The sequence below is a fragment of the Actinoplanes sp. NPDC049265 genome, from assembly GCF_043197135.1.
In the GTDB taxonomy this organism is placed as follows: domain Bacteria; phylum Actinomycetota; class Actinomycetes; order Mycobacteriales; family Micromonosporaceae; genus Actinoplanes.
Window position 1 is genome coordinate 294,489 of the sequence record NZ_JBICSP010000006.1, and the last position, 26,168, is coordinate 320,656.

Annotated in this window: 27 protein-coding genes; 14 read left to right on the forward strand and 13 right to left on the reverse strand. The window is 70.5% G+C overall.

What is annotated here, in order from left to right:
• The first annotated feature begins 4 nt into the window (after nt 1-4).
• From ACGFIO_RS18025 to ACGFIO_RS18035, 3 genes are read left to right on the forward strand one after another with little or no spacing between them, the layout of a single operon-like run.
• Nucleotides 5-1,534: an MDR family MFS transporter gene (locus tag ACGFIO_RS18025; RefSeq protein ID WP_392827470.1), complete on the forward strand. Its 1,530-nt coding sequence runs from the start codon at nt 5-7 to the stop codon at nt 1,532-1,534.
• A 59-nt stretch (nt 1,535-1,593) separates the two neighbouring features.
• The gene (locus ACGFIO_RS18030; protein ID WP_392827371.1) at nt 1,594-3,198 is read left to right on the forward strand and encodes a diguanylate cyclase; all 1,605 of its coding nucleotides are present in this window, start codon (nt 1,594-1,596) and stop codon (nt 3,196-3,198) included.
• Nucleotides 3,199-3,202: 4 nt separating this feature from the next.
• The gene (locus ACGFIO_RS18035) at nt 3,203-4,768 is read left to right on the forward strand and encodes a diguanylate cyclase (protein ID WP_392827372.1); all 1,566 of its coding nucleotides are present in this window, start codon (nt 3,203-3,205) and stop codon (nt 4,766-4,768) included.
• A 203-nt stretch (nt 4,769-4,971) separates the two neighbouring features.
• Here ACGFIO_RS18035 and ACGFIO_RS18040 read toward each other — a convergent pair whose 3' ends face one another.
• Both ACGFIO_RS18040 and ACGFIO_RS18045 read right to left on the reverse strand, forming a co-directional pair.
• Nucleotides 4,972-5,298: a hypothetical protein gene (locus ACGFIO_RS18040; RefSeq protein ID WP_392827373.1), complete on the reverse strand. Its 327-nt coding sequence runs from the start codon at nt 5,296-5,298 to the stop codon at nt 4,972-4,974.
• A gap of 4 nt (nt 5,299-5,302) precedes the next feature.
• A complete protein-coding gene (locus ACGFIO_RS18045; RefSeq protein WP_392827374.1) occupies nt 5,303-5,539 on the reverse strand; it encodes a hypothetical protein in 237 nt (78 codons plus the stop codon).
• Between the two features lie 253 nt (nt 5,540-5,792).
• On the opposite strand from ACGFIO_RS18045, the gene ACGFIO_RS18050 reads away from it, so the two are divergent.
• Nucleotides 5,793-6,032: a DUF397 domain-containing protein gene (locus ACGFIO_RS18050; RefSeq protein WP_285686153.1), complete on the forward strand. Its 240-nt coding sequence runs from the start codon at nt 5,793-5,795 to the stop codon at nt 6,030-6,032.
• 57 nt (nt 6,033-6,089) lie between these two features.
• On the opposite strand, the gene ACGFIO_RS18055 is transcribed toward ACGFIO_RS18050, so the two are convergent.
• On the reverse strand, nt 6,090-6,971 hold the full coding sequence (locus ACGFIO_RS18055; RefSeq protein ID WP_392827375.1) for a helix-turn-helix domain-containing protein: 882 nt from the start codon (nt 6,969-6,971) through the stop codon (nt 6,090-6,092).
• Between the two features lie 284 nt (nt 6,972-7,255).
• Here ACGFIO_RS18055 and ACGFIO_RS18060 point away from each other — a divergent pair, with 284 nt between their 5' ends.
• Genes ACGFIO_RS18060 through ACGFIO_RS18075 form a run of 4 tightly spaced genes read left to right on the forward strand, consistent with a single transcriptional unit; the run spans nt 7,256 to nt 8,434 of the window.
• Nucleotides 7,256-7,552 carry a hypothetical protein gene (locus tag ACGFIO_RS18060; protein ID WP_392827376.1) on the forward strand — a complete coding sequence of 99 codons (297 nt, stop codon included), beginning with the start codon at nt 7,256-7,258 and terminating at the stop codon, nt 7,550-7,552.
• Nucleotides 7,549-7,743, forward strand: a complete 195-nt coding sequence (locus ACGFIO_RS18065; protein ID WP_392827377.1) for a hypothetical protein — start codon at nt 7,549-7,551, stop codon at nt 7,741-7,743. Before ACGFIO_RS18060 ends, ACGFIO_RS18065 begins: the two co-directional genes overlap by 4 nt.
• A gap of 24 nt (nt 7,744-7,767) precedes the next feature.
• Nucleotides 7,768-8,106, forward strand: coding sequence for a CU044_2847 family protein (locus ACGFIO_RS18070; protein WP_392827378.1), 339 nt, complete (start codon nt 7,768-7,770; stop codon nt 8,104-8,106).
• Nucleotides 8,107-8,143: 37 nt separating this feature from the next.
• Nucleotides 8,144-8,434: a DUF3040 domain-containing protein gene (locus tag ACGFIO_RS18075; RefSeq protein ID WP_392827379.1), complete on the forward strand. Its 291-nt coding sequence runs from the start codon at nt 8,144-8,146 to the stop codon at nt 8,432-8,434.
• Here the strand turns inward: ACGFIO_RS18075 and ACGFIO_RS18080 are convergent.
• The 10 genes from ACGFIO_RS18080 to ACGFIO_RS18125 all read right to left on the reverse strand — a co-directional run bounded on the left by ACGFIO_RS18080 (nt 8,412) and on the right by ACGFIO_RS18125 (nt 17,747).
• Complete coding sequence (locus tag ACGFIO_RS18080) at nt 8,412-9,251, reverse strand: phosphoribosylaminoimidazolesuccinocarboxamide synthase (protein ID WP_392827380.1); 840 nt, start codon at nt 9,249-9,251, stop codon at nt 8,412-8,414. The genes ACGFIO_RS18075 and ACGFIO_RS18080 overlap by 23 nt on opposite strands.
• A gap of 308 nt (nt 9,252-9,559) precedes the next feature.
• Nucleotides 9,560-10,693 (reverse strand): Ig-like domain-containing protein, encoded by a 1,134-nt coding sequence (locus ACGFIO_RS18085; RefSeq protein WP_392827381.1) that lies wholly within the window; start codon nt 10,691-10,693, stop codon nt 9,560-9,562.
• A 260-nt stretch (nt 10,694-10,953) separates the two neighbouring features.
• Nucleotides 10,954-12,366 carry a M14 family zinc carboxypeptidase gene (locus ACGFIO_RS18090; protein WP_392827382.1) on the reverse strand — a complete coding sequence of 471 codons (1,413 nt, stop codon included), beginning with the start codon at nt 12,364-12,366 and terminating at the stop codon, nt 10,954-10,956.
• A 203-nt stretch (nt 12,367-12,569) separates the two neighbouring features.
• Entirely contained in the window at nt 12,570-13,301 is a 732-nt protein-coding gene (locus ACGFIO_RS18095) for a 2-phosphosulfolactate phosphatase (RefSeq protein WP_392827383.1), read from the reverse strand.
• Nucleotides 13,302-13,305: 4 nt separating this feature from the next.
• Nucleotides 13,306-13,689: a PPOX class F420-dependent oxidoreductase gene (locus tag ACGFIO_RS18100; RefSeq protein WP_392827384.1), complete on the reverse strand. Its 384-nt coding sequence runs from the start codon at nt 13,687-13,689 to the stop codon at nt 13,306-13,308.
• A gap of 45 nt (nt 13,690-13,734) precedes the next feature.
• The gene (locus ACGFIO_RS18105; RefSeq protein WP_392827385.1) at nt 13,735-14,364 is read right to left on the reverse strand and encodes a GntR family transcriptional regulator; all 630 of its coding nucleotides are present in this window, start codon (nt 14,362-14,364) and stop codon (nt 13,735-13,737) included.
• Nucleotides 14,365-14,377: 13 nt separating this feature from the next.
• The gene (locus tag ACGFIO_RS18110; RefSeq protein WP_392827386.1) at nt 14,378-15,145 is read right to left on the reverse strand and encodes an ABC transporter ATP-binding protein; all 768 of its coding nucleotides are present in this window, start codon (nt 15,143-15,145) and stop codon (nt 14,378-14,380) included.
• Between the two features lie 125 nt (nt 15,146-15,270).
• On the reverse strand, nt 15,271-16,032 hold the full coding sequence (locus ACGFIO_RS18115) for an ABC transporter permease (protein ID WP_392827387.1): 762 nt from the start codon (nt 16,030-16,032) through the stop codon (nt 15,271-15,273).
• Nucleotides 16,029-16,787, reverse strand: coding sequence for an ABC transporter permease (locus ACGFIO_RS18120; RefSeq protein WP_392827388.1), 759 nt, complete (start codon nt 16,785-16,787; stop codon nt 16,029-16,031). The genes ACGFIO_RS18115 and ACGFIO_RS18120 overlap by 4 nt, the downstream gene beginning before the upstream one ends.
• A gap of 18 nt (nt 16,788-16,805) precedes the next feature.
• A complete protein-coding gene (locus ACGFIO_RS18125) occupies nt 16,806-17,747 on the reverse strand; it encodes an ABC transporter substrate-binding protein (RefSeq protein ID WP_392827389.1) in 942 nt (313 codons plus the stop codon).
• Between the two features lie 128 nt (nt 17,748-17,875).
• On the opposite strand from ACGFIO_RS18125, the gene ACGFIO_RS18130 reads away from it, so the two are divergent.
• The 6 genes from ACGFIO_RS18130 (at nt 17,876) to ACGFIO_RS18155 (ending at nt 26,091) form a co-directional block, all read left to right on the forward strand.
• Nucleotides 17,876-18,577 (forward strand): 4-carboxy-4-hydroxy-2-oxoadipate aldolase/oxaloacetate decarboxylase, encoded by a 702-nt coding sequence (locus tag ACGFIO_RS18130; protein ID WP_392827390.1) that lies wholly within the window; start codon nt 17,876-17,878, stop codon nt 18,575-18,577.
• Nucleotides 18,578-18,603: 26 nt separating this feature from the next.
• Entirely contained in the window at nt 18,604-19,626 is a 1,023-nt protein-coding gene (locus tag ACGFIO_RS18135; protein ID WP_392827471.1) for a 4-oxalomesaconate tautomerase, read from the forward strand.
• Nucleotides 19,623-20,576 carry a VOC family protein gene (locus ACGFIO_RS18140; RefSeq protein WP_392827391.1) on the forward strand — a complete coding sequence of 318 codons (954 nt, stop codon included), beginning with the start codon at nt 19,623-19,625 and terminating at the stop codon, nt 20,574-20,576. Before ACGFIO_RS18135 ends, ACGFIO_RS18140 begins: the two co-directional genes overlap by 4 nt.
• The gene (locus ACGFIO_RS18145) at nt 20,573-21,343 is read left to right on the forward strand and encodes a DUF1932 domain-containing protein (protein WP_392827392.1); all 771 of its coding nucleotides are present in this window, start codon (nt 20,573-20,575) and stop codon (nt 21,341-21,343) included. Before ACGFIO_RS18140 ends, ACGFIO_RS18145 begins: the two co-directional genes overlap by 4 nt.
• Entirely contained in the window at nt 21,340-22,332 is a 993-nt protein-coding gene (locus ACGFIO_RS18150; protein ID WP_392827393.1) for an amidohydrolase family protein, read from the forward strand. Before ACGFIO_RS18145 ends, ACGFIO_RS18150 begins: the two co-directional genes overlap by 4 nt.
• Before the next feature lie 174 nt (nt 22,333-22,506).
• Nucleotides 22,507-26,091, forward strand: a complete 3,585-nt coding sequence (locus tag ACGFIO_RS18155; RefSeq protein ID WP_392827394.1) for a family 78 glycoside hydrolase catalytic domain — start codon at nt 22,507-22,509, stop codon at nt 26,089-26,091.
• Nucleotides 26,092-26,168 lie beyond the last annotated feature (77 nt).

Genomic DNA, 26,168 nt, shown 5'->3' on the forward strand with positions numbered 1-26,168 from the left:
ACCGATGACCCACCGCGAGATCCTGGAGGCGCTCAGCGGCCTCCTGCTCGCCCTGTTCGTCGCCATGTCCAGCGCGACAATCGTGTCAACGGCCCTCCCGAAGATCATCGGCGGGCTGAACGGCAGTCAGACCCAGTACACCTGGGTGGTCACCGCGACCCTGCTGACCGCGACCGCGTCCACCCCGATCTGGGGCAAGCTGGCCGACCTGTACAGCAAGAAGACCCTGATCCAGCTCTCCATCGTGATCTACGTGGTCGGCTCGATCGTGGCCGGCTTCGCGCAGAGCGCCGGCCAGCTGATCGCCGCCCGCGCCTTCCAGGGTCTGGGCATGGGCGGCCTGCAGGCGCTGGTCCAGGTGGCCATCGCGGCGATGATCCCGCCCCGCGAGCGCGGCCGGTACAACGGCTACCTCGGCGGCGTGATGGCGCTGGCCACGGTCGGTGGCCCGCTGCTCGGCGGCGTGATCGTCGACTCCGCGCTGGGCTGGCGCTGGTGCTTCTTCATCGGCACCCCGATCGCGTTGATCGCCCTCTTCGTGCTGCAGAAGACGCTGCACCTGCCGGTGCTGCGCCGGGACGACGCGAAGATCGACTACGCCGGTGCGACGCTGATCGCCGCGGGCGTGAGCGTGCTACTCATCTGGATCTCGTTCGTCGGCAACTCGTTCGGCTGGGTGTCGCCGGAGACGTTCGGCATGGTCGGCGCCGGCCTGGCGCTGCTGATCGCCGCCGTGGTGGTGGAGAGCCGGGTCAAGGAGCCGGTCATCCCGCTGTCCATCGTGCGCACGCGCACCACCGCCCTCGCCATCCTCGGCAGCCTCGCGGTCGGCATGGCCATGTTCGGCGGCTCGGTCTTCCTCGGCCAGTACTTCCAGATCGGCCGGGGCTACACACCGACCGAGGCCGGCCTGCTGACCATCCCGCTGATGGCCGGCGTGCTGTTCTCCTCGACCATCGCCGGCCGGATGATCAGCAAGAGCGGCCGGATCAAGCCGTACCTGGTCGTCGGCTCGATCGTGCTGGTGGCCGGCTTCGCCGCGCTCTCCCGGCTCGACCACGAGACGCCGCTCTGGTACGTCGGCGGCGCGATGGCGCTGGTCGGCATCGGAGTCGGCATGACCATGCAGAACCTCGTGCTGGCGGTGCAGAACACCGTGGCCCTCAAGGACATCGGTGCGGCCAGCTCGACGGTCGCGTTCTTCCGGTCGATGGGCGGCACGATCGGGGTGTCGGTACTGGGGGCCGTGCTGGCCAACCGGGTCACCGACACCATCACCAGCCAGCTGCCGGCCGCCGCGTCCCAGTCCGGCAGCGGTACCAGCAGCCTTAACCTGGCTCAGCTGCCCCCGGCGATCCAGCACATCGTGCGGGCCGCGTACGGCGACGCCACCGGCCACATCTTCCTGATCTCGGCGGCGATCTCGGTCGTCGGCGTGATCGCGGTGCTTCTCCTCAAGCCGATCTCGCTGCGGACGACGGTCGACATCGAGCCGCCGGTCAGCGTGGACGCCGAGCCTGTCCGCGTCCCGTAAGTCCTCACCTCTCGCCACCTCCGGTCGAAGTGAAGGTGGCGAGAGGAGGGGATGGCAACGTGACGCAACGCGTGATCGACGCGGAAGAGCTCTCCGCTGCCATCCTCGCGATCGAGGACGAACTGGTCTTCGACGCCGTCGAGGCGCGGGACCTCGCCGACCGCTACGAACAGCAGGCCGTCGAGATCGGCGACCAGCTGCTCATCCAGCGGGCCCGGCTGTGTCAGATCGGCGTGCTCATGCGGGCCGGCGACCTGGCCGGCGCGGCGTCCCGGATCTGGGCCGTGCACCGCTGGGCCGAGGACAACCAGTCCCGGATGCTGCTGGCCCGCACCCACCTGGTCTGGGGCAACATCCATCGGCTGCTCGGCGACTACGCCCTCAACCTGGAGCACTCGGTGCTCGCCGTCGAGCTGCTCGACCAGGACTCCACCGACTTCATGCGGATCTGGCACCTGGCCCGGCTCGGCGGCGCGCTCGGCCTGGTCGACTCCCGGCTGGCCGCGCGGGAACGCTACGAGCAGGCCGAACGCATCGCCCGCGAGGTCGGCCACCACGTCCTCACGCTCTGGGTGCTGAACAACTACGCGTGGTCCGAGTGCCTGATGGACGAGCCGGTCCGGGCCGAGCGGATCATCGAGCGGCTGCGCCCGTTCGCCGCGGAGCACGGCTTCGATCTGCACCCGACGATCCTGGACACGATCGGCTCCATCGAGATCGAGAACGGCCAGTTCGAGCAGGCCGAGCGGACGATGCTGGAATGTGTCCGCCTGGACGCCGAGGGCCGCGACGAGGACGCCGACTCGATGGCTCAGTACCTGCTGACCCTGGCCCGGGCCCAGGGCGGCATGGGCGCCCTGGACCGCGCGCAGCAGACCCTGGACGAGTGCCGGGCGATCTGCGAGGAGCGCGAGCTCGGCCACGTCATGGTCCGCGTTCATCAGGACCAGGCCGAGTTGTACGCCGCCCGCGGCGACTTCGCCGCCGCGTTCGCCGAGCACAAGAAGTTCTTCGCCGCCCACCTCGCGCTCGGTTCGGCCGAGCGCGAGGCACAGGCGCGCACCCGGCAGGCCATGTACGAGACGGCCGAGGCCCGCGAGGAGGCGGAGCGGTTCCGCGAGCAGGCCCGCCGCGACCCGCTGACCGGACTTCGCAACCGCCGGTACGTGGACGAGCAACTGCCCGGCCTCATCCAGCGCGACGCCGAGCTCACCCTGGCCATCGTCGACCTCGACCACTTCAAGCAGATCAACGACCGGCTGTCGCACGACGTCGGCGACCAGGTGCTGATCAAGGTGGCCCGGCTGCTGGAGTCCGAGCTCTCCGACGCCTGCCCGGAAGGCTTCGTGGCCCGGATGGGCGGCGAGGAGTTCCTGCTGGTGCTGCCCGGGGTCGAGGTGCGGGACGGGGCGCAGGCGCTGGACCAGATCCGGACCGCGGTCCGGGCGCACGCCTGGCCGCCGATCACCGGGGAACTGCCGGTCACGGTCAGCATCGGCGTGGCGACACGGGCCGAGAGCCCGGCGGCGACCCAGCCCGTGCTGCTGTCCATCGCCGACCGCAACCTGTACGCGGCCAAGCACGCCGGCCGCGACCGCGTCGTGTTCAACATGCCGCGCGACGCCCGCAACCGGGCATACCGCGACGTGCGGACGGCGGCCTGAGGAGATGGACGCCCACGAGATCTCCGCCGCCATCCTGGCCATCGAGGACGGGGTGCTCTCCGACGTCCTGGAGACCCGCGACGCCGCCGCCCGCCTGGAACAGGAGGCGCTGGCGCTGGGCGACGAGCTGCTGGTGCAGCGGGCCCGGCTGTGCGAGGTGACCATGCTGATGCGTACGGGTGAGCTGGCCGCCGCCGCCCGTCAGATCTGGTCCATCCACCGCTGGGCCGAGGAACACCGCGAGCCCCGGCTGCTCGCCCGCCTGCACCTGACCTGGTCCAACATCCACCAGTTCCTGGGTGACCCGGCCCAGAGCCTGGAGCACGCGCTCAAGGCGGTGGAGCTGCTCGACGACACCGCCACGCCGTACATGGAGATCTACCACCGGCTCAAGCTGGCCGACGCCCTCGGCGCGATGGGCTCGATGGACGCCGCCCGGGCCCGCTACCGCCAGACCGAGGAGTTCTGCCACCGGCTGAACCGGCCCGACCTGCTGCTCTGGCTGCTGAACAACTGGGCCTGGACCGAGTCGGCGGCCGGCGAGACGGCCCGGGCCGAGCGGATCGCCCAGCGGCTCCGGGACCAGACCACCGAGCAGGGCATCGAGTTGCCGCCCAACGTGCTGGACACGATCGGCGGCATCGAGATCGAGAGCGGCCGGTACGCCGATGCCGAGCGCACCCTGCTGACCTGCATCGAGCGGTACGGCGACGGCCGGATGGAGGACGCCGACTCGCTGGCCGAGTACCTGCTGACCCTGGCCCGGGCCCAGCGCGGGGTGGGCGCCACCGACCGGGCCCAGGCCACCCTGGACCGCTCCCGGGCGGTCTGCGTCGAACGCGACCTCGGCCACACCATGGTCCGGGTCCACCAGGAGCAGGCCGAGCTGTACGCCGCCCGATGCGACTTCGAGGCGGCGTTCGCCGAGTACAAGGTCTTCCACGCCGCGCAGAACCGGCTGGTCACGGCCGACCGTGAGGCGCAGGCCCGCACCCGGCAGGCAATGTTCGAGACGACCGAGGCCCGCGAGGAGGCGGAGCGGTTCCGCGAGCAGGCCCGCCGCGACCCGCTGACGGGGTTGCTCAATCGCCGGTACGTGGACGAGCAGCTGCCCGGCCTCATCCAGCGCGACCCGCTGCTCACCCTGGCCATCGTCGACCTCGACCACTTCAAGCAGATCAACGACCGGCTGTCGCACGACATCGGTGACCAGGTGCTGGTGCAGGTGTCCCGGATCCTGGAGGCGTCGCTGGCGGCGGTCTGCCCCGACGGCTTCGCCGCGCGGATGGGCGGCGAGGAGTTCCTCATGGTGCTGCCCGGGACCGAGGTCGCCATGGCCGCCCGGCTGCTGGACGATATCCGGGCGACCGTCCGCGCGTTCGCCTGGCCGCCGATCGTGGGCGACCTGCCGGTGACGATCAGCATCGGCGTGGCCGCCCGGGCCCAGGCCTCGTCCCCGACCCAGCCGGCGCTGCTGTCCGCGGCCGACCGCAACCTCTACGCCGCCAAGCACGCCGGCCGCGACCGGGTGGTGTTCGGCGGCCACCGCTCCTACCGCGACGCCGCCTGAGCACGGGTTCTCGGGTCTTGCGATCACGCACCCGGAAGGGCTCGGGCCATCTCTGATGGGCCCCAGCCCGTAGCCCGCGGGAGCATACGGTCCGCACCCCAACGGACGCGGGAAAGGCTCCCGAGTTTGATCTTTGTGACCTGCGGAGTTGGAAGCCGGTCGAGCGGCCTGGTACGGGGGAACCCGACCGCCCGACCGGGGTCTCAGGGGCGAAGCCGCGGGCGTTTGCGGGCCGGGCGCCCAGGCAGGCAGCGGGCCCGGACGAGCACCTGACGGCGCGCCCCCTCGCGGCCGGCGCCGTCGATGAGCGTGCCCTCGACCTCGAGCCACGTGTCGCCCTCGAACGGAACCGGCCGCTCCCAGTCGATGCGGTCCAGCTTGATGGTCAGTGTGCCGATGCCGTAGCAGTAGTCGGTCTCGGCGAACTCGTGCACGAGACGGCGGCGCAGCGCCGGCTGGAGCCGCCCGTCACGCATCGCCGGCGCCTCGGCCACCCACACGATCGGGTGACCACGCCGGATGCAGCGCACTGCCTCAAGCGTGCGAATCGGACTCACCGCCATCCTCTGGCCGGCGGACCGATCGAACCAGTGCGTAGCGTACGCCGCCGAAACGGTGAGTGACGACGCTCGCCCGGGACGATGCCGCGGAAACGTCGTCGATCTGCAGGTCGTCGCGATACAAGAGTGCCGGGTTGCCCTTCCGCGCGTAGTCCGGAGCACGCGGATCGGACGGCTCGGGATGCTCCGGACCGATGTTCGGTACCCACATGCTCTGTTACCTCCCGCTCGGACGCCCCCGCCAGGGAGCCTCGCTTGAGGCCGTTCTGCGACCGTATGGTCACTTAAAGATGTCACCCTCGGTGACCTTTTTTCTAATGGTACGTGCGTTATCATGCTCACAATCCCGTGATAGCGCAAGGCCAAATGCACGTGCATCTGCACAGCCTGTCGCCTGATCGGGCCGGAAGGTAGTACCACCACCGGTCGAGACCCGACCGGACTGGGCAACGTAGGGAGTACAAATGTCGCGCATGGTCAACGGCATGTCGGCCAGCCAGTTGCACGGAGTGACCTGGCAGAAGAGCGGCCGAAGCAACCCCAGCGGCAACTGCGTCGAGTGCGCCGCCCTGCCGGACGGCAGCGTCGCCGTGCGGAACTCCCGGGACCCTGAGGGCCCGGCGCTGATCTACACGCCCGCCGAGATCGAGGCTTTCATCGGTGGAGTTCGCGACGGCGACTTCGACAACCTGCTCCCCCGATAAAGACGTCGAGGGCCCACCCCGCCGCCCGGGGTGGGCCAACTCGGAGGGGGTCAGGAACTAGCCCGGCCGGCCGACCTCGTGCAGGAGCTTCTCCAGAATCTCCGGCGTGTGGTTCGGCGGGTCGGCGTCGATGCAGACGCGTTCCATCGCGATGGCGTACTGATCGACGTCCTCGCGCTTGTCGAGGTAGATGGCACTGGTGAGCTGCTCGACGTAGACGACGTCGGGCAGCTCGGGCTCCGGGAAGCGCAGGATCGAGAACGGCCCGCCGGCCGCGGCGTGACCGCCGGCCTGGAACGGAATGATCTGCAGCCGCACGTTGGGCTGCTTGGACGCCTCAATGAGGGCCTCGATCTGCGCCTTCATCACCTCGACGCCGCCGATCGGGCGACGGAGCACGGCCTCGTCGACGACCGCCCAGATCTGCGGCGGGTCGGGCCGGTTGAGCACCATCTGGCGCTGCCGGCGGAGCTCGACGCGACGATCGATCTCGTCGGCGTTCGCCCCCGCGTGACCGAGCATGATCACCGCGCGGGCGTATTCCGGGGTCTGCAGCAGGCCGGGCACGAACTGGATCTCGTACGTGCGGATCAGCGTCGCCGCGGCCTCCAGCCCCAGGTAGGACTGGAACCAGCCGGGCAGGATGTCGCCGAAGTGGTGCCACCAGCCGGGGTTGTTCGCCTGCCGGGCCAGACCGAGCAGGGCCTCGCGCTCCTTGGGATCGGTGACCCCGTAGAGGGAGAGAAGGTCGGCGACGTCGCGCTCCTTGAAGCTGACCCGGCCGAGCTCCATGCGGCTGATCTTGGACCCGGGCGCACGGATTTCCCACCCGGCGTCCTCGCGGGTGATCCCTTTGCCTTCGCGTAGCCGCCGCAACTGAGCACCCAGGAGGATGCGCAGCACGGTTGGCCCGCTGCCCGGCGCCTCCTCCGCAGTCACGCTTACTCCCCGCTCTGATCTTCGTTCATGAGGGCTGCCGGCACGCAGTCCCTTCGCATCTTAGGGGTGTGATCGTCCGGCACGAAACCGTCCGATGCATCCATCTTGTATAACTCGCACGAGTCAAATGCACGTGCATCTGACCTTGCGGTTGCACTGGTTCGCGAGCATGATAGCTGACAGGCGCGTATCTACCTGCTGACACAGCGTGCTGAAAAGTTCGGCTTACCGGCCGAGGTGTTCCCCCGCCGCGACCGAGGCACTTGATCTTGGAGGCTTCCCCGATGTCCACTCCGACCATCGCCCCGCCGGAGCGCGACCCCAAGGACGTTCTGCCGGCCGACAACTACCACAAGGCCGACCCGGTCTGGGTTTACCGCAACGGCTGGCGGGCCGGTGTCATCGAGGCCGCGTCGGCGCTCGCCGTCACGGTCACCTATCGGCCCGGCGCCCACCTCGGCACCGGCGTCGACACGTTCACCGCCGACTACGTGGCGAAGCGCGCCGACGAGGACCCGGCGCTCGACAACCGTTCTCTGCTGGTGAAGCGCGTACCCGCCGAAGTGCGGAACGCCGCGTGACCGGGGCGGTGGCCCTCACCGCCCTCATCGGCGCCGCCTGCCTGCTGGCCGGCATCGCCGTGGGCTGGTACCTGCGGCGTACCAACGACTGGTGCACCCACTGCGGAGACCAGCTCAGCTGTGAAGGCTGCGGCAAGCGAGCCGCCTGGCCCCGCCCCGAAGCCTCGGCCGCGCAGGTACCGGCGCCGTAGCTCGCACTCGCTACGGTTCTCCCCATGGCCGCCTATGTGGAACTGCCGATCGACGAGACCGGCGACGAGACGATCCGGGTCGAGGTTCGCGAGGTCGGCCTGACCCGCGCCTCCGCCGGCGACGTGATCGAGCGGGCCACCCAGCGCTTCGACCAGGCCATCGCCCAGGTCGTCAAGATCGGTCAGGATGCGGTACGCAAAGCGCGCGAAGCGGCCACGCCCCCCGACGGCATCGACGTCGAGCTGGGCCTCAAACTGACCGCCCGCACCGGCTTCGTCATCGCCGAGTCCAGCGGCGAGGCCAACTTCAAGGTGACCCTTCGATGGTCGTCGTCAGGTTTCACGTCGACGGACGAGGGGTAGGCCATGTCGTCGGCACGCTGCCTGTGGAGGTGTCATCGTGCTGGAACCCCATGAGAAGCACGTCTTCGACGGCATGGTGGCCGGACTACGCGCCGGCGATCCACGGTTCGCCCGACGGGTCGGTCGCCTGACCCGGCCGCCGCGGCAGGGGCTGCGGACGATCGTGGCGATCCTGCTCTGGACCGCCGCGCCGATGTGCGTCTGGCTCGGCGGGTGGACCGGGTTCTTCATGGCCGTGGTCGGCGTCGCTTACGGCGTACACCTGATCAAGAAACGTGCCCCCCTGACCGGCCGCACCGAAAGATTCAGGTCCACCGATCCCCGGTGATGCGCTCGTAGGCCTCGACGTACCGGTTGCGGGTGGCCTCGACGACGGCCTCCGGGATCTCCGGCCCCGGAGCGGTCCGATCCCAGTCGGCCCGCTCGGTCGTCGCCCAGTCCCGCAGGAACTGCTTGTCGAGGTAGCGCAGCGTCGTGCCCGGCTCCCACTCCTCGGCCAGCATGAACCGGCTCGAGTCGGGCGTGAGCAGCTCATCCCCGATCGTGATCCCGTTGACCCCGAAACCGACCTCGATCTTGGTATCCAAAATCAGGATCCCCCGGGTACGCGCGATCTCCGACCCCCGCCGGTACACATCCATGGTGATCCGCCGCAGCTCGGCGGCCACCTCCGGCCCTTCCTGAGCCACCACGGCGTCATAGGTGACGGTCTCGTCGTGCCCCTCCCCCGGAGCGACCTTGGTCGACGGCGTGAAAATCGGTTCCGGCAGCCGCGACCCTTCGACCAGCCCGTCCGGCAGCGCGTTGCCCCCGACGGCCCGCTCCTTGTCGTAATCCTTGACCCCCGACCCGGCCAGATACCCCCGCGCGATGCACTCGACCATGACCATCCGAAGCCGCTCACAGCGCACGGCCCGCCCCGCCCACTCGGCCGGCACCTCAGTCGCCGACCGCACGTGATTGGGCGCGATGTCGTTCAGCTGGTCGAACCACCAGAGACTGAGCTGGGTGAGAATTTTCCCTTTGTCAGGAATCGGCGTAGGCAGCACCACATCAAAAATCGACACCCGATCGCTGGCCACCAGCAGAAGATCGTCCCCGTCCGCGTAGACGTCCCGAACTTTCCCCGAGTGCAACAGCTCCACGTGGTCCTACCCCTCCAGCGCCAACCAACGCCCCAAACTCTACGGCCGTCCGGGCGACCCCAACGCGTCGGTCCAACCGAGCCCTGGGCTGGCCCTGGTAAGGCAAGATGTCGCCGTGGCGGCCGAGTTGTCGGCCGGGCTCTATGAAGAAATCGTCACCGAAGCGATGGCGGGGCGGCTGGAACGACTCGACCCCGCGGATACCGCGCTGGGCTACCACTGCCTTGAGCGGGCGGTCCGGCCGGCTGGCAGCCCGCCTTTGCCCGGGCCCGAGCTGCGCCGGGGAGGCCGGGCGCGGTGGGGTGGGTTTAGTGGAGGTAGGTGCGGGGCTTGGTGCTGGAGGCGTTGCCCGCCTTGTCGAAGACGTAGAAGGCCACCGAGTATGAGCTGCCGTACTCCCCGGTGTGCAGTTGCAGCGAATAGGGCGGAGTGATGTCGGTGGCCTTGGTGCGGCCGTTGACACGCATCTCGACGCGGTCGATGCCGTTCAGGTCGGCTACCTTCACCGGGACCGTCAAGGTGCCGGAGAGGCGGGTGCCGGACTTCGGCGCGGTGATCGAGATGGTCGGCAGGGTGTTGTCGACGATCACCGTACGTCGCTCGGTGGAAAGGTTGTCCCAGCGGTCGGCGAGCCGCCAGGTCAGCACCCGTGCACCGTCGCCGCCGATCGGCACCGTCACGGTGTACGGCGGCGTGGTGATGGCCGGCGCGCCGACGAGCGTTGCCGACTTTATGCCGGACAGGTCGAGCGCCAGGACCGACGTGGTCAGCGTCGTGCCGTGGACGAACGCCCGCTCGGCCGGCAGGATCTGAAGGATCAGCGGGCCCTGGTCGTCCACCTTGAAGGCGGTCCGCGCCGTCGAGCTGTTGCCGGCCAGGTCGGTGAGCGCGAGCGTCAGCCGCCCGTTCTGGCCGGTGGCGATCCACGTCACCGACCACGGTGCGGCGGTCGCCCGGCCGACCAGACGGCCACCCTCGGACTCGGTGACCACGAAGTCGGCCAGGTCGGCCGAGGGCTCGGTCGCGGTGATCGTGGTGTTGCCGTGGACCCGGTCGGCCCACCCGGGCGTGAAGGTGGCCTGCGGCGGCTCGGTGTCGACCCGGACCCGGGTGGACAGTTCGGTGACGGCGCCCAGCAGGTCGTACGCCCGGATTGTGACATCCGCCTCGGCGTTGTTGAGCTCGACGGGGGGCTGCAGCAGCACCGCGCCCGCCGTCCGCGCCTGCCGCACCAGCAGTACGCCGTTGACCAGCAGCTCGACCGTGGCCGCGCGGGGGTCGAAGGTGGGCGAGATGAATTGCTTCGCACCGATCAGCTGACCGGACGTCAGCCCGGTGGTGATCACCAGCGGTCCCCCGGCCGCCGCGGCGGCGGGCGAGGCCGAGCCCGCCACCATCGCCAGGCCCAGAGCCGTCACCGCGGTCCATCGCCGTGCCTTCACGTTGCGCCCCCGCCCCGTCGCAGTCGGTTCCTCCGCCGACCATACGACAGCGTCCACAGTCGACGAGCCAGCCGATCAGTCAGCTTTCCGGCACCCTGCCCCGGCGACCGGAACTCCTGGTCCGATGACCTCCGGACAGCTGCCCCAACGTGCAACCAGACCCGCCCCCGTGGACGGATCGCGCTCCCTTCCGGTGGTGGTAGCCCGGGACGGTATCCGGGTCCCGGATACCCCCAGGACTACCACTGAGACGTCGAGGATCAACGTGGACGGCCGGGTCCGGCGGTCAGGGTGCCAGCCAGGTGGGCGGCGGCGGCGATGGTGGCGGCGTACTGGACGCCGACCAGGCGGCGGATCTCGATCGGGCGCAGCTCGGCGGCCTGGGCGTCCTCGGCCAGCCAACCGGCGTACCGCTGCTCCATCTCGGCCAGCCCGGCCCGCACCGCGGCCCGTACGTTGCCCACCGCCGCCTCGCCGCGCAGCGCCCGCAGCAGGATCCCGCCGTAGCGCAACCGGTACTCGTGCACGTTGAGCGCGAGCGACGTGGCCTCGGCGACCGTGGCGGGACGGTCCGCGGTGGGGCGCAGGCTGCGCTCCTTACGGGCGGGGCCGGCCTCGCTCAGGAAGCGGGAGAAGAATCGGGCGGCCCGCCAGAACGGCGAATCGGGGGCGAGCAGGTTGTGCTCCACGGCGGCGACGATGCGGTTGAGCAGGTCGCCCACGTCGATCAGCTCGGCGGCGTTGCCGGCCAGCGCGTCGCGGTAACTGATCCCGGCCGGTGACGTGTCCCCGGCCCGCGGGTCGTGCCAGTAGGGAAGTTCGCTGACCAGCATCAGGGCGCCCCAGCGGTTGGCGTACCAGGTGGTGCTGCCGCCGCGCATCGACCACTGCTCGCCGCGCGCCCGGGTCTGCTCGTACACCGTGGCCAGCGCGGTCGCCTCGTAGATGGCGTCGTCCAGCACGACCAGGTCGGGCGCCTCCGGCTCGCCCCGGTCGAGCGGGATGCCCAGGTGCTCGGGGACGCTCTTGAGCACCGGGTGCAGCGCCGGCTCGGGACGGCTGAGCCAGTAGTAGGCGCCGCCCAGCTCGCTGTTGTGCAGCGACGCGACCAGGGCCGGCCGGTACTCGTCGATCAGCCGCATCAGCGCCTGCGTCTCGGCGATCGGATTGTCGAAGTACGCGTCCTCGTGGTTGATCGGGAACGTCCACTCGACCTGGTCCCGGCCGGCCGGGCGATAGAAGTGCCGGGCGTAGTGCGACCGGGTGAACGGGCCGCGCAGCCAGCCCTCGTTGAGCCGCAGCCCGTCGGGGTCGGCGCAGTCGACGATCCGCCAGCGGAACCCGAGCCGTTCCCGCAGGCCCGGGTCGGCGCATAACCGTTCGGCCAGGTGCAGTGCGGTGAGCCCGCCGATCGGCTCGTTGGGGTGCGGGAGCCCGAAGGCCAGCGCCTCCGGCACCGAGCCGGGCGCCTCGCCCGGCCGACGCTCGACGGTCAGGCACCAGAGCGGGTCACCCTGCCGCGAGCTGCCGCAGCGCCGGATCGACGCCAGCTCGGGATACCGCTCGGCAATCCGGCGCAGGCCCGCGTGCAAATCGTCCACCCCGGCGAACGCCTCGAAGGCGGGGACCGTGGTCAGTTCGGCGAGCAGCCAGGCTGGTAGGGCGTCGATCATCCGCCCATCCTTACGAAGAGTTCGCCGATGAGACCAGACGGTCACCCCGTCGAACCCCTGTGTGTCAAGCCGGATCCCGCATCGGTACCCGCGGTCGAGTCCGATTCTGATCTTCCAAGATCACGGCGCTTTCGTTGGAACGTACGCGTGTCGTCACCGACCGGGGTCGCCGCCGCGACCTTCACTGACCGTGTTGTACTGCTTTAATAGACATCCGTCACTGTGTCTCGCACTTCGGGAAGCCGGAACTCGCCGTCGACCAGCACCGGCACCGCGGCGCTCGACCCGGCCTCGGCCGCGATCGCGACATCGTGCGGGAAACCGCCATTGATCAGCTCCCGGCCGCTCACCGTCGCCGCCAGGTCGCCCGGCTGGGCCGCGGCCGCCGTCCGGGCCTCCGGACTCGCGTCGGTCAGGTCGAGCTCACGCAGGACGGCCGCCGCGCCCCACAGGTCCTCCACGGCGGGGCGGAGCGTGCCGTCCGGCCAGTGCTCGCCGCCGGCCACGACGGCCACCGTGACGTCGCCCTGGGCGCTGATCCAGCGGGCGACCGCGGGCGCGTTACGCAGGGCGGCCGCCACCACCCGGGCCCGGCCGCAGCCCAGAGCCAGGGCGATGGTGGAGCCGTTGGGGGACGGCAGGACGACGCGGGCTCCGGGCGTACCCCACCGGCGCAGAGTGACCGGCGACAGGCTGAAATCGCGTGGACCGGCCGCACGCCTCCCCACAGCCAGCGCGGCCTTTCGCTCCTGCGCGAAGCGCGCGGCCGTGCCGTCGTTCCAGCGGTACGGGAGCACGACCATGCCCGCGTCCAGGGCCACGCTCACCGACGTGGTGAACGAGAGCACGTCGACCACGACGACGATGTCCGCGCCCGCGCTGACCGCCCGCCCGCCGGTCAGGCCCCACTCGAACCGGATCCTCGCCTCCGGCACGGGCTCAGCGCACGCCGACGGTCTGCCGGACCGGCTCGATCACGGCGACCACCCGCTCCAGGTCACGCGAGTACGGCGCCCCGATGTACTTGGCCGCGATCCGGTCGATGATCGCCCAGGCGGGGTCGCCGTCCAGCCACTCGATCACGCGACCGCGGATGACGACCGGGGTGAACGGGTTGTCCGGCGGTGCGATGGACAGTGCCACCCGCGGGTCATGGCCGAGGTTCCGGGCCTTCTGCGACCGCGGGCCGGTCAGGAAGACGATGTTCTCGCCGTGGGTGCCGATCCACAGCGGAACGGTGTGCGGGGCGCCGTCGGGCGTGACGGTGGCCAGGTGGGCGATCGGGGTGCCGTCGAGGACGCGGCGTACCTCGGGGTCGAGCATGGGTCTGGTTCCCTTCGGCGTCGATGGTGTGAAGAGGCGCACTTGTCACACCCGCAGGGCGGCGAACGTCGTCAGGGCGGCGAGCACGCTGGTCAGGTGGGTGCGCATCGCCTCCTCAGCGGCGGCCGGGTCACGGGCGGCGACGGCGTCGATGATGGCCAGGTGTTCCGGCAGGGACGTGAACGGGCGGCCGGGCATCAGCGACAGCCGGAACTGGTGGCGGACCATCTGGCCGTGCAACTGCTCGATGATCCGGGTGGCCGAGGTGTGCCGGGCGATCGCGCGTACCCTCGCATGCAGTTGGGCGTTGAGGTCCGAATAGCGCAACATGTCGGCCGCCTCGACCACCGACCGCATCTCCTCGCCCAGCGCCCGCAGCTCGCGGATCTCCGGGTCGGAGATCCGCTCGGCCGCACGCCCGGCGACCAGGCCCTCGACCGCGCGGCGGAGCTCGGTGATCTCGATCGCCTCGTCCAGCGAGATCTCCCGGACCCGCGCGCCCCGGTTGGGCTGCAGCTCGACCAGGCCCTCGTTGGCGAGCTTGGTGAACGCGTTGCGCAGCACGAACCGGCTGGTCGCGAAACGCTCGGCCAGCTCGGTCTCGATCAACCGCTGGCGGGGCGCGTAATCCCCGCGGAGGATCGCCGCGCGCAATTCGGACAACACGTCACTCATGGTGAGATGTTATTCAGGTGCCTTGCTTGGCCCGCTGCACCAGGGTCCAGACCTGGGTGCGGATCTCGGCGAAGGCGGGCGAGGAGCGGGTCTCCAGCTGGGTGCGTTCGGCCGGCAGATCGACGGGTATGTCGGCCAGCACCGTGGTCGGCCGACGAGACAGCACCAGCACCCGTTGGCCCAGGTAGACCGACTCGTCGATGTCGTGCGTGACGAACAGGATCGTGATGCCGAGGCGCTGCCACAGGGCCCGGACCAGGTCCTCTAGATCGGCTCGGGTCTGCGCGTCGACGGCGGCGAAAGGTTCATCCATCAGGAGGACACTCGGCTCGTAGGCGATGGCCCGGGCGATCGCCACCCGCTGCTGCATGCCTCCGGAGAGTTGCCACGGGTGGGCGTCGGCGCTGTCGCTCAGCCCGACCGCGTCCAGCGCCGCCTCCGCCGACTGCCGGAAACCGGGGCGGGACTTGATGGGCAGTTCCACGTTCTTGCGTACGGTCAGCCACGGGAAGAGGCTGCGGCCGTACTCCTGGAACACCACCGCCATGCCGGCCGGCGGCCCGGTGACCGGCACACCGCCCAGGCGCACCTGCCCGCCGGTCGCGTCGAGCAGGCCGGCGACGCACCGCAGCAGGGTGGTCTTGCCGGCGCCGGACGGGCCGACCACGCAGACCAGCTCGCCGTGCCGCACCTTGAAGGTCAGGTCGCGGATCGCCTCGACGTCCCGGCCGTGACCGGTGTACGTCTTGGCGAGCCCGTCCACGTCCAGGCTGACGGCCACCCCTCATCCCTCCCGTTCCTCGGCGCCCGATGCGTATTTGTGCTCAGAGCGCTCTGAGCACAAATACGAATTGGGGCCACCAGCAGTGGTAGCCCAGAGCGCTTTCGCTGCCACGGATACCGCCCTCAGCTACCACTGTGGTTCTGGCCGCGGTACCAGGCCAGCATCCGGTTCTCGACCAGCCGGAACAGCGCGGCCAGGGCGACGCCGATCAGTCCCAGCAGGATGATCCCCGTCCACATCTCGGGCACCTGGAAACCGCGCTGGAACTGCACGATCGACGCGCCGAGCCCCCGGTTGGCCCCGAACAGCTCGCTGATCACCATCAGGATGACCCCGATGGACAGGGCCTGCCGCGCGCCGGTGACGATCCGCGGGCTGGCCCCGCGCAGCACCACATGCCGCAGTCGGGCCAGCGGGCCGAGCCGGTACGAGCGTGCGGTGTCCCGCAGCACCTCGTCGACCGACCGCACACCGTCCACGGTGTTCAGCAGGATCGGCCACAGGCAGCCCAGCGCGATCGTGATGATCTTGTTGGTCCAGCCGGTGTAGCCCGCGAACAGCGCGATCAGCGGGATCAGCACCGGCGGCGGGATGGCCCGGAAGAACTCCAGCACCGGCTCGGCCATCGCCCGAAGGGTCCGCGACGAGCCGATCGCCACGCCCAGCGCCACCCCGGCGACCAGCGCGATCAGGTAGCCGATGGCCAGCCGGGCCAGGCTCGGGAGCACGTCGTGGATCAGGCGGTCGGTGGTCCAGGTGGCCGGGAACGCCTTCAGGATGGTCGGCAGGGGCGGCCAGAAGAAACTGTTCTGGTACGCCGAGACGAACCACCAGATGACGACGAGGATGACCGGCAACCCGACCGTGTAGACGACACGCCTCATCCGAAGCTCCGCACGCTCGTGTGCCAGCGCAGGGTGCGGCGTTCGACCGCCCGCGCGCCCACGTTCACGAGGACCCCGATCAGACCGACGACCAGGACCAGCGCGTACGTGTCGGAGACAGCCCCGGACGACTGGGCCACGCCGATCGAGCGGCCCAGTCCCGGCACCCCGACGATCAGTTCGGCCGTGATCTGAAGGATCAGCGCGACCGCGGCGGCGAGGCGGAAGCCGGTCAGCACGTACGGCAGGGCGGTCGGCCAGACCACGTTGCGCACGATCCCCCAGCGGGAGAAGCGGAACGAACGCGCGGTGTCCCGGACCACCGGGTCGACGTCAGCCACGCCGTAGAGCACCTGCACCAGCACCTGCCAGAAGGCCGCGTACACGACCAGCACCAGCGCCGACTGGATCCGGCTGCCGTAGACCAGCACGACCAGTGGGATCAACGCGACCGACGGGATGGGCCGGAGGAACTCGATGGTCGAGGCGGTGAGCGCCCGCAGGATCGGCATGCTGCCGATCACCACGCCGGCCACCACCCCGGCGACCATGGCGATGGCCAGCCCGAGGGCCCAGCCGCCCAGGGTCTGGCCGAGCGCGGTCCAGAAGTCCTCCTCGCCGGTCTGCCGGCCGAGCGCACGGGCCATCGCGGTGAACGGCGGCAGGTACTGGTCGTTGACCAGGCCCGTGCGGGGCAGCAGCTCGGCCGCGGCGACCACCACAGCCACACCGGCGAGGGGCTTCCAGAGCTCCATGTCAGGGATCGATCCGGCTCAGGGGATGAGCTTGGTCAGGTCGGGGTCCTTGGTGATCAGGCCGTCGGTCTTGGCCATGTCGAGGAGCTTCCGCACGGCCGGGCGGTCCACCTCGGCCGGCCACTTGGGCAGGGTCAGTTTCTGTTGTACGGCCGGTTCGAGCTTGAGGTAGTCGGTGAGGACGGCCCGGGCTTCCTCGGGATGGCTGTCCGCGTAGGCCAGGGACTTCTTCATGGCGCTCTGGAAGCCGGTCACCACCTTGGGGTTCTGGGCGGCGAACGGCTCGGAGGTGAAGTAGAGGCCGACCATCAGCCCGTTCAGCGGGTTGCCGATCGGCACCAGGCCCTGTTCCTTGCCGATGGTCAGGAACGGCTCGACGACCTGGCCGGCCTCGATGTCGCCCTTGGCGATGGCCGGCGGGATCTGCGGGAACGGCAGCTCGACAAAGGTGATCGTCTTGGGGTCGCCGCCCGCCTCCCGGACGGCGTTGCTGACCGTCAGCGTGTTGATGTTCTTCAGCGTGTTCACCCCGACCCGCTTGCCCACCAGGTCTTTCGCGGACTTGATCGGGCTGTCCTTCTTGACCAGGACGGCGCCGAAGTCCTTGTCCTCCACGCCGGTCGACGCGTTGCCGGCCGAGACGACCTTGAGCGGCAGCCCCTGGGATCCGGCCAGCAGCAGGGAGACGGTGTTGCTGAAGCCGAATTGGTACTGCTGGCTGACGACGCCGGGGATGATCGCGGCGCCACCCTGGGCGGTCTGAATGGTGAGCTCGAGCTTCTCGGCGGCGAAGAAGCCCTGCTTGATGCCGAGGTAGACGGGTGCGACATCGACGATCGGGATCAGCCCGAGAGTGACCTTGGTGGTGCCATCCGATGTGGTCGAGGCGCTTCCGCCGCCACCGCACGCCGCGGTGAGCAGGGCGAACGCCGCGACAACAGCGAGTTTCGCGCGGACCATGGATCCTCCTTGGACGGTGGCGTACGGAGAACCGATGTGGCGCACCTTACACACATTGTTGACACAATTGAAGCCAATATGAGCGTGGATTGTTGACACATTTGTTGACACTGCCTAGCGTGGCGGCCATGGCCGCTCACTACGTCGTACGGGATGTGGATCGGGCCGACCCCGCGGTGATCGCCGCGCTGCGATCGTGCGGGGTCGCCGCCGCGCACGAGGCGGCCGGCCGGATCGGCCTGCTGGGCCCGTCGATCGAGGCCCGGGTGCCGGGCAGTGCGATCGCCGGCTCGGCGATCACCGTCTCCTGCCATCCCGGCGACAACCTGATGATCCACGCCGCGGTCGAGGTGTGCCGCCCCGGCGACCTGCTCGTGGTGACCACGACCTCCCCGTCCACCGACGGCATGTTCGGCGACCTGCTGGCCACCTCGCTCGTCGCGCGCGGCGTCGTCGGCCTGGTCATCGACGCCGGGGTACGCGACATCGCGTCGCTGCGCGGCATGGAGTTCCCGGTCTGGTCCCGGGCGGTGCACGCCCAGGGCACGGTGAAGGCCAGCCCGGGCTCGGTCAACGTGCCCGTGGTGGCCGCCGGTCAGCTGGTCCGGCCGGGCGACATCGTGATCGCCGACGACGACGGCGTGTGCGTGCTGCCCGCCGCGCGCGGCGCCACCGTGGCCACCGCGGCCGCCGACCGCATCGCCAACGAGGCGGCCAAGCGCGAGAAGCTGGCCGCCGGCACCCTCGGCGTCGACATGTACAACCTCCGGCCGCTCCTGGCCGACCTGGGCGTCGAGTACGTCGACCGCCTCCCGGACGACCGGCAGTGACCGCACCCGCCGACGGCATACCCTGCATGCAGATGCGCGGCGGGACCTCCAAGGGCGCCTATTTCCTCGCCCGCGACCTGCCGCGCGATCCCGCCGCCCGCGACGACCTGCTGCTGCGGATCATGGGCGCACCGGACGAGCGGCAGATCGACGGCCTCGGCGGCGGGCACCCACTGACCAGCAAAGTCGCCGTGGTCGCGCCGTCGGACGACCCGGACGCCGACGTCGACTACCTCTTTCTCCAGGTCGTACCCGACCGGCCGATCGTCACCGACGCCCAGACCTGCGGCAACCTGCTGGCCGGGGTCGGTCCGTTCGCCATCGAGCGCGGCCTGGTCCGGCCGGCCGGCGACAGCACCGAGGTCCGGATCCGGATGATGAACCCGTCGGTCGCCTTCGCCCGGGCCCGCGTCCGGACGACCGGTGGCCGGGTCCGCTACGACGGCGACACGGTCATGGCCGGCACGCCGTTCCCGGCCGCGCCGATCGACCTGACCTTTCCCGGCGGTGACACGCTCTTCCCGACCGGGCGGCTGACCGATCGGCTGGCCGGGTTCGACGTGACCTGTGTGGACGGCGGGATGCCGGTGGTGCTGGCCCGTGCGACCGACCTCGGCCTGGCCGGTGACGAGCCGCCATCCGCCCTGGAGGACGACGCCGGCCTGCGGGAACGGGTCGAGGCGCTGCGCCTGGCGGCCGGGTTCGCGATGGGCCTGGGTGACGTGGCCGAGGCGACCGTACCCAAGATCAGCATCGTCTCGGCGCCCCGGAACGGTGGCACGATCGCCACGCGCACGTTCATTCCGCACCGGGTGCACACCGCGATCGGGGTGCTTGGGGCGGTCTCGGTCGCGGCCGCCGTCCGTACGCCCGGAACCATCGCTTCCGCCGACGGCGCCGGCCCGGTGCGGATCGAGCACCCCACCGGGACCTTCGAGGTGGCGGTCGAGCTCGACGGCCACCGGCTGCGGGAGAGCTCGGTCGTCCGTACCGCGCGGAAGCTGTCCGACGGCCTGGTCTGGCCCCGACCCGTGGGGGAAGCCGCATGACCCTGACCCACGATCCCGATCGGCGCCGGGACATCGCCCACGTCGGACCGGTCGAGCTCTACACCCCGGCGCTCGAGAAGTCCCGCGACTTCTTCGTCGACCAGTTGGCCCTGCGCGAGGTGCACCGCGACGCGGAGTCCGTCTACCTGCACACCTGGGACGACTACCAGTCGTGGACGCTGCGCCTGATCCAGCGCGACCGGGCCGGCGTCGGGCGTACCTATCTGCGCGCCGCGAGCCCCGAAGCCCTGGACCGGGCGGCCGCCCTGATCGGCACCACCCGCGTGGCCGACGACGTGCGCGGCCTCGGCCCGGTGCATCTGTTCGCCGACCCCGACGGTCACGAGCTCGGTCTCTACTACGACGTCGACTGGTACGCCGCGGACGACGCCGACCGCCCGGCCCTGAAGAACCAGGCCGCCGCCTATCCCGGCCGCGGCGCCAACGTCCGCCGCCTCGACCACGTCAACTACCTCACCGCCGACGTCCCCGCGACCGTGGCGTTCCTGAGCGACGTGCTGGGCGCCCGCTGCACCGAGCAGATCGTCAAGGACGACGGCAGCCCGCAGGCCGTCTGGTATTCGGTCGGCCAGAAGACCTACGACCTGGTCTACACCGAGGACTGGACCGGCAGCCGGGGCCGCCTGCATCACATCGCGTTCGCCACCGACACCCGCGAGGAGATCCTGCGCGCCGCCGACGTCTGTCTCGACGCGGGCGTACACATCGAGACCGGCCCGCACAAGCACGCGATTCAACAGACCTTCTTCCTGTACGTCTGGGAGCCCGGCGGAAACCGCATAGAACTGTGCAACGCTGGCGCCCGCCTGATCCTGGCGCCGGACTGGAAGACCATCAGCTGGACCGCCGCCGAACGCGCCAAGGGCCAGGCGTGGGGCTTGAAGACGATCGAGACCTTCCACACCCACGGCACCCCGGTCGTCCCGTGACAGCGCGGATCGCGGTCCTCGGGCTCGGTGAAGCCGGCTCGGAGATCGCCCGGGACCTGGCCGGCGCCGGCGCCTCCGTGCGCGGGTTCGACCCGGCGGTGGCCCCGCCGCCCGGGGTCGAGGCGCGAGCGAGCGACGCCGACGCGGTCCGGGACGCCGAACTAGTGCTGAGTGTGAACAGTTCCCACGACGCGATCCCGGCGTTGGAGGCGTCACTCGACGCGTTGCGGCCGGGCACGATCTGGGCCGATCTCAACACCGCCGCCCCCGATGTGAAGGCCGCGCTGGAGGCCATGGCCGCGCCCCGAACGGTCACCGTCGTCGACGTCGCGCTGATGTCGCCCGTACCCGGGAAGGGTTTGCGCACCCCGATGTTGATCTCGGGGGCCGCGGCCCGGGAGTTCTCCGAGCTCCTGACGCCGCTTGGAGCGCGGGTGAGCATCCAGGACGGGCCGGCCGGAGCCGCGATCGGGCGCAAGCTGCTGCGCAGTGTGTTCTACAAGGGACTCGCCGCCGCGGTGGTCGAGGCGCTGGCCGCGGCCGAGGCGGCCGGATGCGCCGACTGGTTGCGCGGGAACATCGCCGACGAGCTGGCCGGATTCGACCAGCACACGATCGAGCGGCTGGTCGACGGCACGCATCGGCACGCCCGGCGCCGGGCCGACGAGATGGCCGCGGCCACCGAACAGCTGCGGTCACTCGGTGTCGAACCACGTATCGCGAGCGCGGCGCGTGACCTGCTGGACGAGCTCAAGGACGGGCAATGATCATCGACTGCCACGGGCACTACACGACCGCCCCGGAGGCACACACCGCCTGGCGTACGGCCCAGCAGAACGCCTTCCGCGACGGGGTCACGCCGCCGGCCTACCCGGACATCCCGGACGACGAGATCCGCGCCTCGATCGAGGGCAGCCAGCTGCGCCTGATGGACGAGCGCGGCATCGACCTGACGATCTTCTCGCCGCGCGCCTCAGCCATGGGGCATCACTTCGGCGACGAATCGGTCAGCCGGGCCTGGACCGAGGCCAGCAACGACCTGATCGCGCGGGTGATCAAGCTGTTCCCGACCCGGTTCGCGGGCGTGTGCCAGTTGCCGCAGTCCCCGGGCGTACCCATCGCCCGGTCGGTCCCGGAACTGCGCCGCTGCGTCGAGGAACTGGGCTTCGTCGGGTGCAATCTGAACCCCGACCCGAGCGGTGGCCACTGGACGGCGGCGCCGCTGACCGACGAGAGCTGGTTCCCGCTCTACGAGGCCATGGTCGAGCTCGACGTGCCGGCGATGGTGCATGTGTCGGCGGTGACCAACGACAATTTCCACGCCACCGGGTCGCATTACCTGAACGCCGACACGACGGCCTTCATGCAGTTCCTGCAGTCCGACCTGTTCGAGCGCTTCCCCGGGCTCCGGTTCGTCATTCCGCACGGCGGCGGAGCGGTGCCCTACCACTGGGGGCGGTTCCGCGGGCTGGCCGACATGCTCGACCGGCCGCCGCTGACCTCGCTGCTCGGCAACGTCTTCTTCGACACCTGCGTCTACCACCAGCCCGGCATCGACCTGCTGTTCTCGGTCATCGACGTGGACAACATCCTGTTCGGCTCGGAAATGGTCGGTGCGGTACGCGGAATCGACCCGACCACCGGCCACCACTTCGACGACACCCGGCGCTATGTGTCGTCGCTGGACCTGCCTCCCGGCGCGCTGGAGAAGGTCTACTCGTCGAATGCGCGCCGCGTTTATCCCCGGCTCGTGTGAAGGCGGCCCGGATGCCGCACTGGCCACCACTGGATCAGTGCTGAAACGTGCAAGTTCTGCGTGGCGGCTCTGTACGGATGCGGGTGTTGCCTCGATCACAGCTTCCTCATAGGATCGAAGAACGTCACTTTGAACGTTTCAATTCGACGCTCTCGCCACCGAGAGGGGAACCCCATGACGGGTCGCTCAACCCTGCGCAGATTGTCCCTTCTAGCCACCGCCGCCCTGTCCTCCGTGCTGGTCGCCGCGCCCGCCCAGGCGACCATCACCACCCCGGTCGACCTCACCAACGCCCACTGGATCTGGTACCCGGAAGGCGACCCCACCGTCGACGCGCCGGTCGCCACCCGCTACCTGCGGCGCACCTTCACCGCGCCGGCCGGCCCCTACACCGACGCCCAGCTGGTCGTCACCGGCGACGACACGGTCGACGTCTGGCTCAACGGCACCTGGCTCACCGGCTCGCCCCGCGGCACCGACGCCTGGCACACCGCGATCTACACCGATCTCGCCGGCTCCCTGATGGCCGGCGCGAACACCCTGGTGATCGCCGCGCGCAACAACGGCGGCCCGGCCGGCGTGGTCGGCAAGGTCCGGATCAACGACCAGGAGTTCGTCACCGACGGGCAGTGGCAGGCCGGTCAGGCCGTCGACGAGAAGCTGGCCGGCACCTTCGTCGGGGCGCGCGACCTCGGAACGTACGGCATCGGGCCCTGGCGCACCGTCGTACGCCCCAACCCCACCACCGCCTCACCCGTCACCGTTACCGGGCTGACCACCGAACGCCGTACCGACCCGATCGGCGTCGACGTGCCACAGCCCCGCCTCGGCTGGCGGCTGGCCAGCGGCGACAAAGGCCAGACCCAGGCCCGCTACCAGGTGCAGGTCGGCCGGGCCAAGGACGACGACGTCTGGGACAGCGGCATCGTGCCCGGCAGCCAGTCGTCCGACGTGGCCTATCGGGGTCCGGCGCTGGCCGCCAACACCGGCTACCACTGGCGGGTGCGGATCTGGGACGGCCAGGGCCGGCCGACCCCGTGGAGCGCGAGCGCCCGCTTCGACACCGGGCTGACCGGCGGCTGGACGGCGAGCTTCATCGGCCGGCCGGGCACCGCCAACGTCACCGGCGCCTCGTGGATCTGGTATCCCGAGGGCGATCCGGCGGTCGAAGTGCCGGCCGGGACGCGCTACTTCCGGCGTACGTTCACCGTGCCCGCCGCCACGCGCGCGACCCTGGCCGTGACCGGCGACGACACCGCCGACGTGTGGGTCAACGGCCGGGCCGTGACCAGCTCACCCCGGGTCACCGACTCGTGGAAGCGGGCTCAGACGGCCGAGGTGCCGCTGGTCGCCGGGACGAACACCGTCGCGGTCAGCGCCACCAACACCTCCGCCGGGCCGGCCGGGCTGCTCCTCAAGTTCGGCGACGTCGTCAGCGACGGCTCGTGGAAGGCGTCCACCACCGGGCCGTCCGGCTGGGAGCAGCCGGGCTTCAACGACAGCGCATGGCCGGCGGCGAAGGTGACCGCGGCCAACGGCGGAGGTCCGTGGGGTACGCAGGTGGCGGTGCCGAACGCGTCCCCGTACCTGCGCAAAGGTTTTGACGTGGCCAAACCGGTGGCCCGGGCACGGCTCTTCACCACGGCGCTCGGACTGCACGACACCTACCTCAACGGTGCCCGTGTCGGCGTCGAGCGGCTCGACCCGGGCTGGACCGACTACACGAAGCGGCTGCAATATCGCGGCTACGACGTGACGAGCGCCCTCCGCCAGGGACGGAACGCGCTCGGCGCCGTCCTCGGGAACGGCTGGTACAGCGGCAACATCGGGTTCGCGGGCAGCCAGCGGTACGGCACGTCGCCCTGGTACTCGGCCCAGCTGATCATCGAGTACGCCGACGGCACGTCGGCCACGGTCAGCAGCGACGCGTCGTGGCGGACCGCGACCGCCGACATCCGGGCCGACGACCTGTACGCGGGCGAGGACCAGGACGCACGGCTGGCCAACGCCGGCTGGAACACGCCCGGCTTCGACGACGCCTCCTGGGCGCCGGTCACCGTGTCCACGGCGGCCAGGCCCCGGCTGGTCGCGGCGGTCGATCCCGGTGTGGCCGTACAGCAGGAATTGACGCCGCGCGCCATCACCCAGCCCAAGCCCGGCGTCTACGTCCTCGACCTCGGGCAGAACTTCACAGGCTGGGACCGGCTGCGGGTACGCGGACCAGCCGGCACCCGCGTGACAGTGCGGCACGCCGAGATCCTGAACGCCGACGGCACCCTCTACACCGCCAACCTGCGTGCGGCCCAGGCCACCGACACGTTCACGCTGGCCGGCACCGGCGCCGACGAGGTGTTCGAGCCCCGCTTCACCGTGCACGGCTACCGCTACGTGGAACTGACCGGCCTGCCCACCGCGCCGACCACCGCCACCCTGACCGGGCTGGCGGCGTGGACCGCGGGCACCGCCACCGGCACCTTCACCACCTCGGATCCGCTGGTCAACCAGCTCCAGCACAACATTCTGTGGGGCGCCCGCTCGAACATGCTGTCGATCCCGACCGACTGCCCGCAACGCGACGAGCGGCTCGGCTGGACCGGCGACATCGCGGCGTTCGCGGCCACCTCGACATTCAATTTCGATGCGTACGGGCTCCTGGACAAATTCGCCGACGACCTGACCGACGCCCAGCGCGCGGACGGGGCGTTCACCGACGTCGCACCGGCCGTCATCGACGGGGCGGGCAAGGCCGGCTGGGGCGACGCCGGCGTGATCGTGCCCTACCAGACCTGGCAGCGTTACGGCGACCTGCGCGTGGTCGACGAGCACTATCCGGCGATGGTGCGCTGGGTCGAATATCTGCGCTCCACGGCCGGCGCCGACCTGATCCGCGACCACGAGACGTTCGGCGACTGGCTCAACGTCGACGACGGCACCGCCAACGACCTGACCAGCACCGCCTACTTCGGCTGGTCGACCCGGCTGGTGGCACGGATGGCGGCGGCGACCGGCCGCACCGCCGACGCCACCCGGTACGCGCAGCTGGCCGACCAGATCGCGGCCGCGTTCACCACCCGCTTCGTCCGCGCCGACGGCACCGTCGGGAGCAACAGCCAGACCGGGTACGTGCTGGCGCTGGCCTTCGGCCTGGTGCCCGCCGACCGCGTCCAGGCCGTGTCCGACCGGCTGGCGGCCAAGGTGGCGTCCCGCGGCGGCCACCTGTCGGTCGGCTTCATGGGCGTCGAGAACCTGCTGCCGGTCCTGGCCGAACACGGTCACCTGGACACCGCCTACCAGGTGCTGCAGCAGCCCGACTACCCCGGCTGGGGCTACATGAACAGCCGCGGAGCGACCACGATCTGGGAGCGCTGGGACGGCATCCGCACCGACGGGACGCTGCAGGACCCCGGCATGAACTCGTTCAACCACTATGGACTGGGCTCGGTCGGCGACTGGCTCTATCGCACGGTCGGCGGGGTGGCGCCGCAATCGCCCGGGTACCAGCGCATCCTGGTCGCGCCGCGCCCCGGCGGCAGCCTCACGACGGCGACGTCGGACCTGACCACGGCCTACGGCCGCACGGCGAGCTCGTGGTCCAGGTCGGGTAGCACGCTCACGCTGAGCGTGACAATCCCACCCAACACCACGGCCACGGTACGCGTCCCCGCCACCAACGTGACCCCGCCGGCCGAGGCCGTGTCACTGGGCGGCTCGTCCTACGCCCTGCCCTCCGGCACCTACACCTTCACCACCCCGGCCTGACCGCACGACCCGGCACCGCCGCCGGACCCACCGCACGGCCCGACCCACCACCAGACCAGCCGCGCGACCCGGCCTCA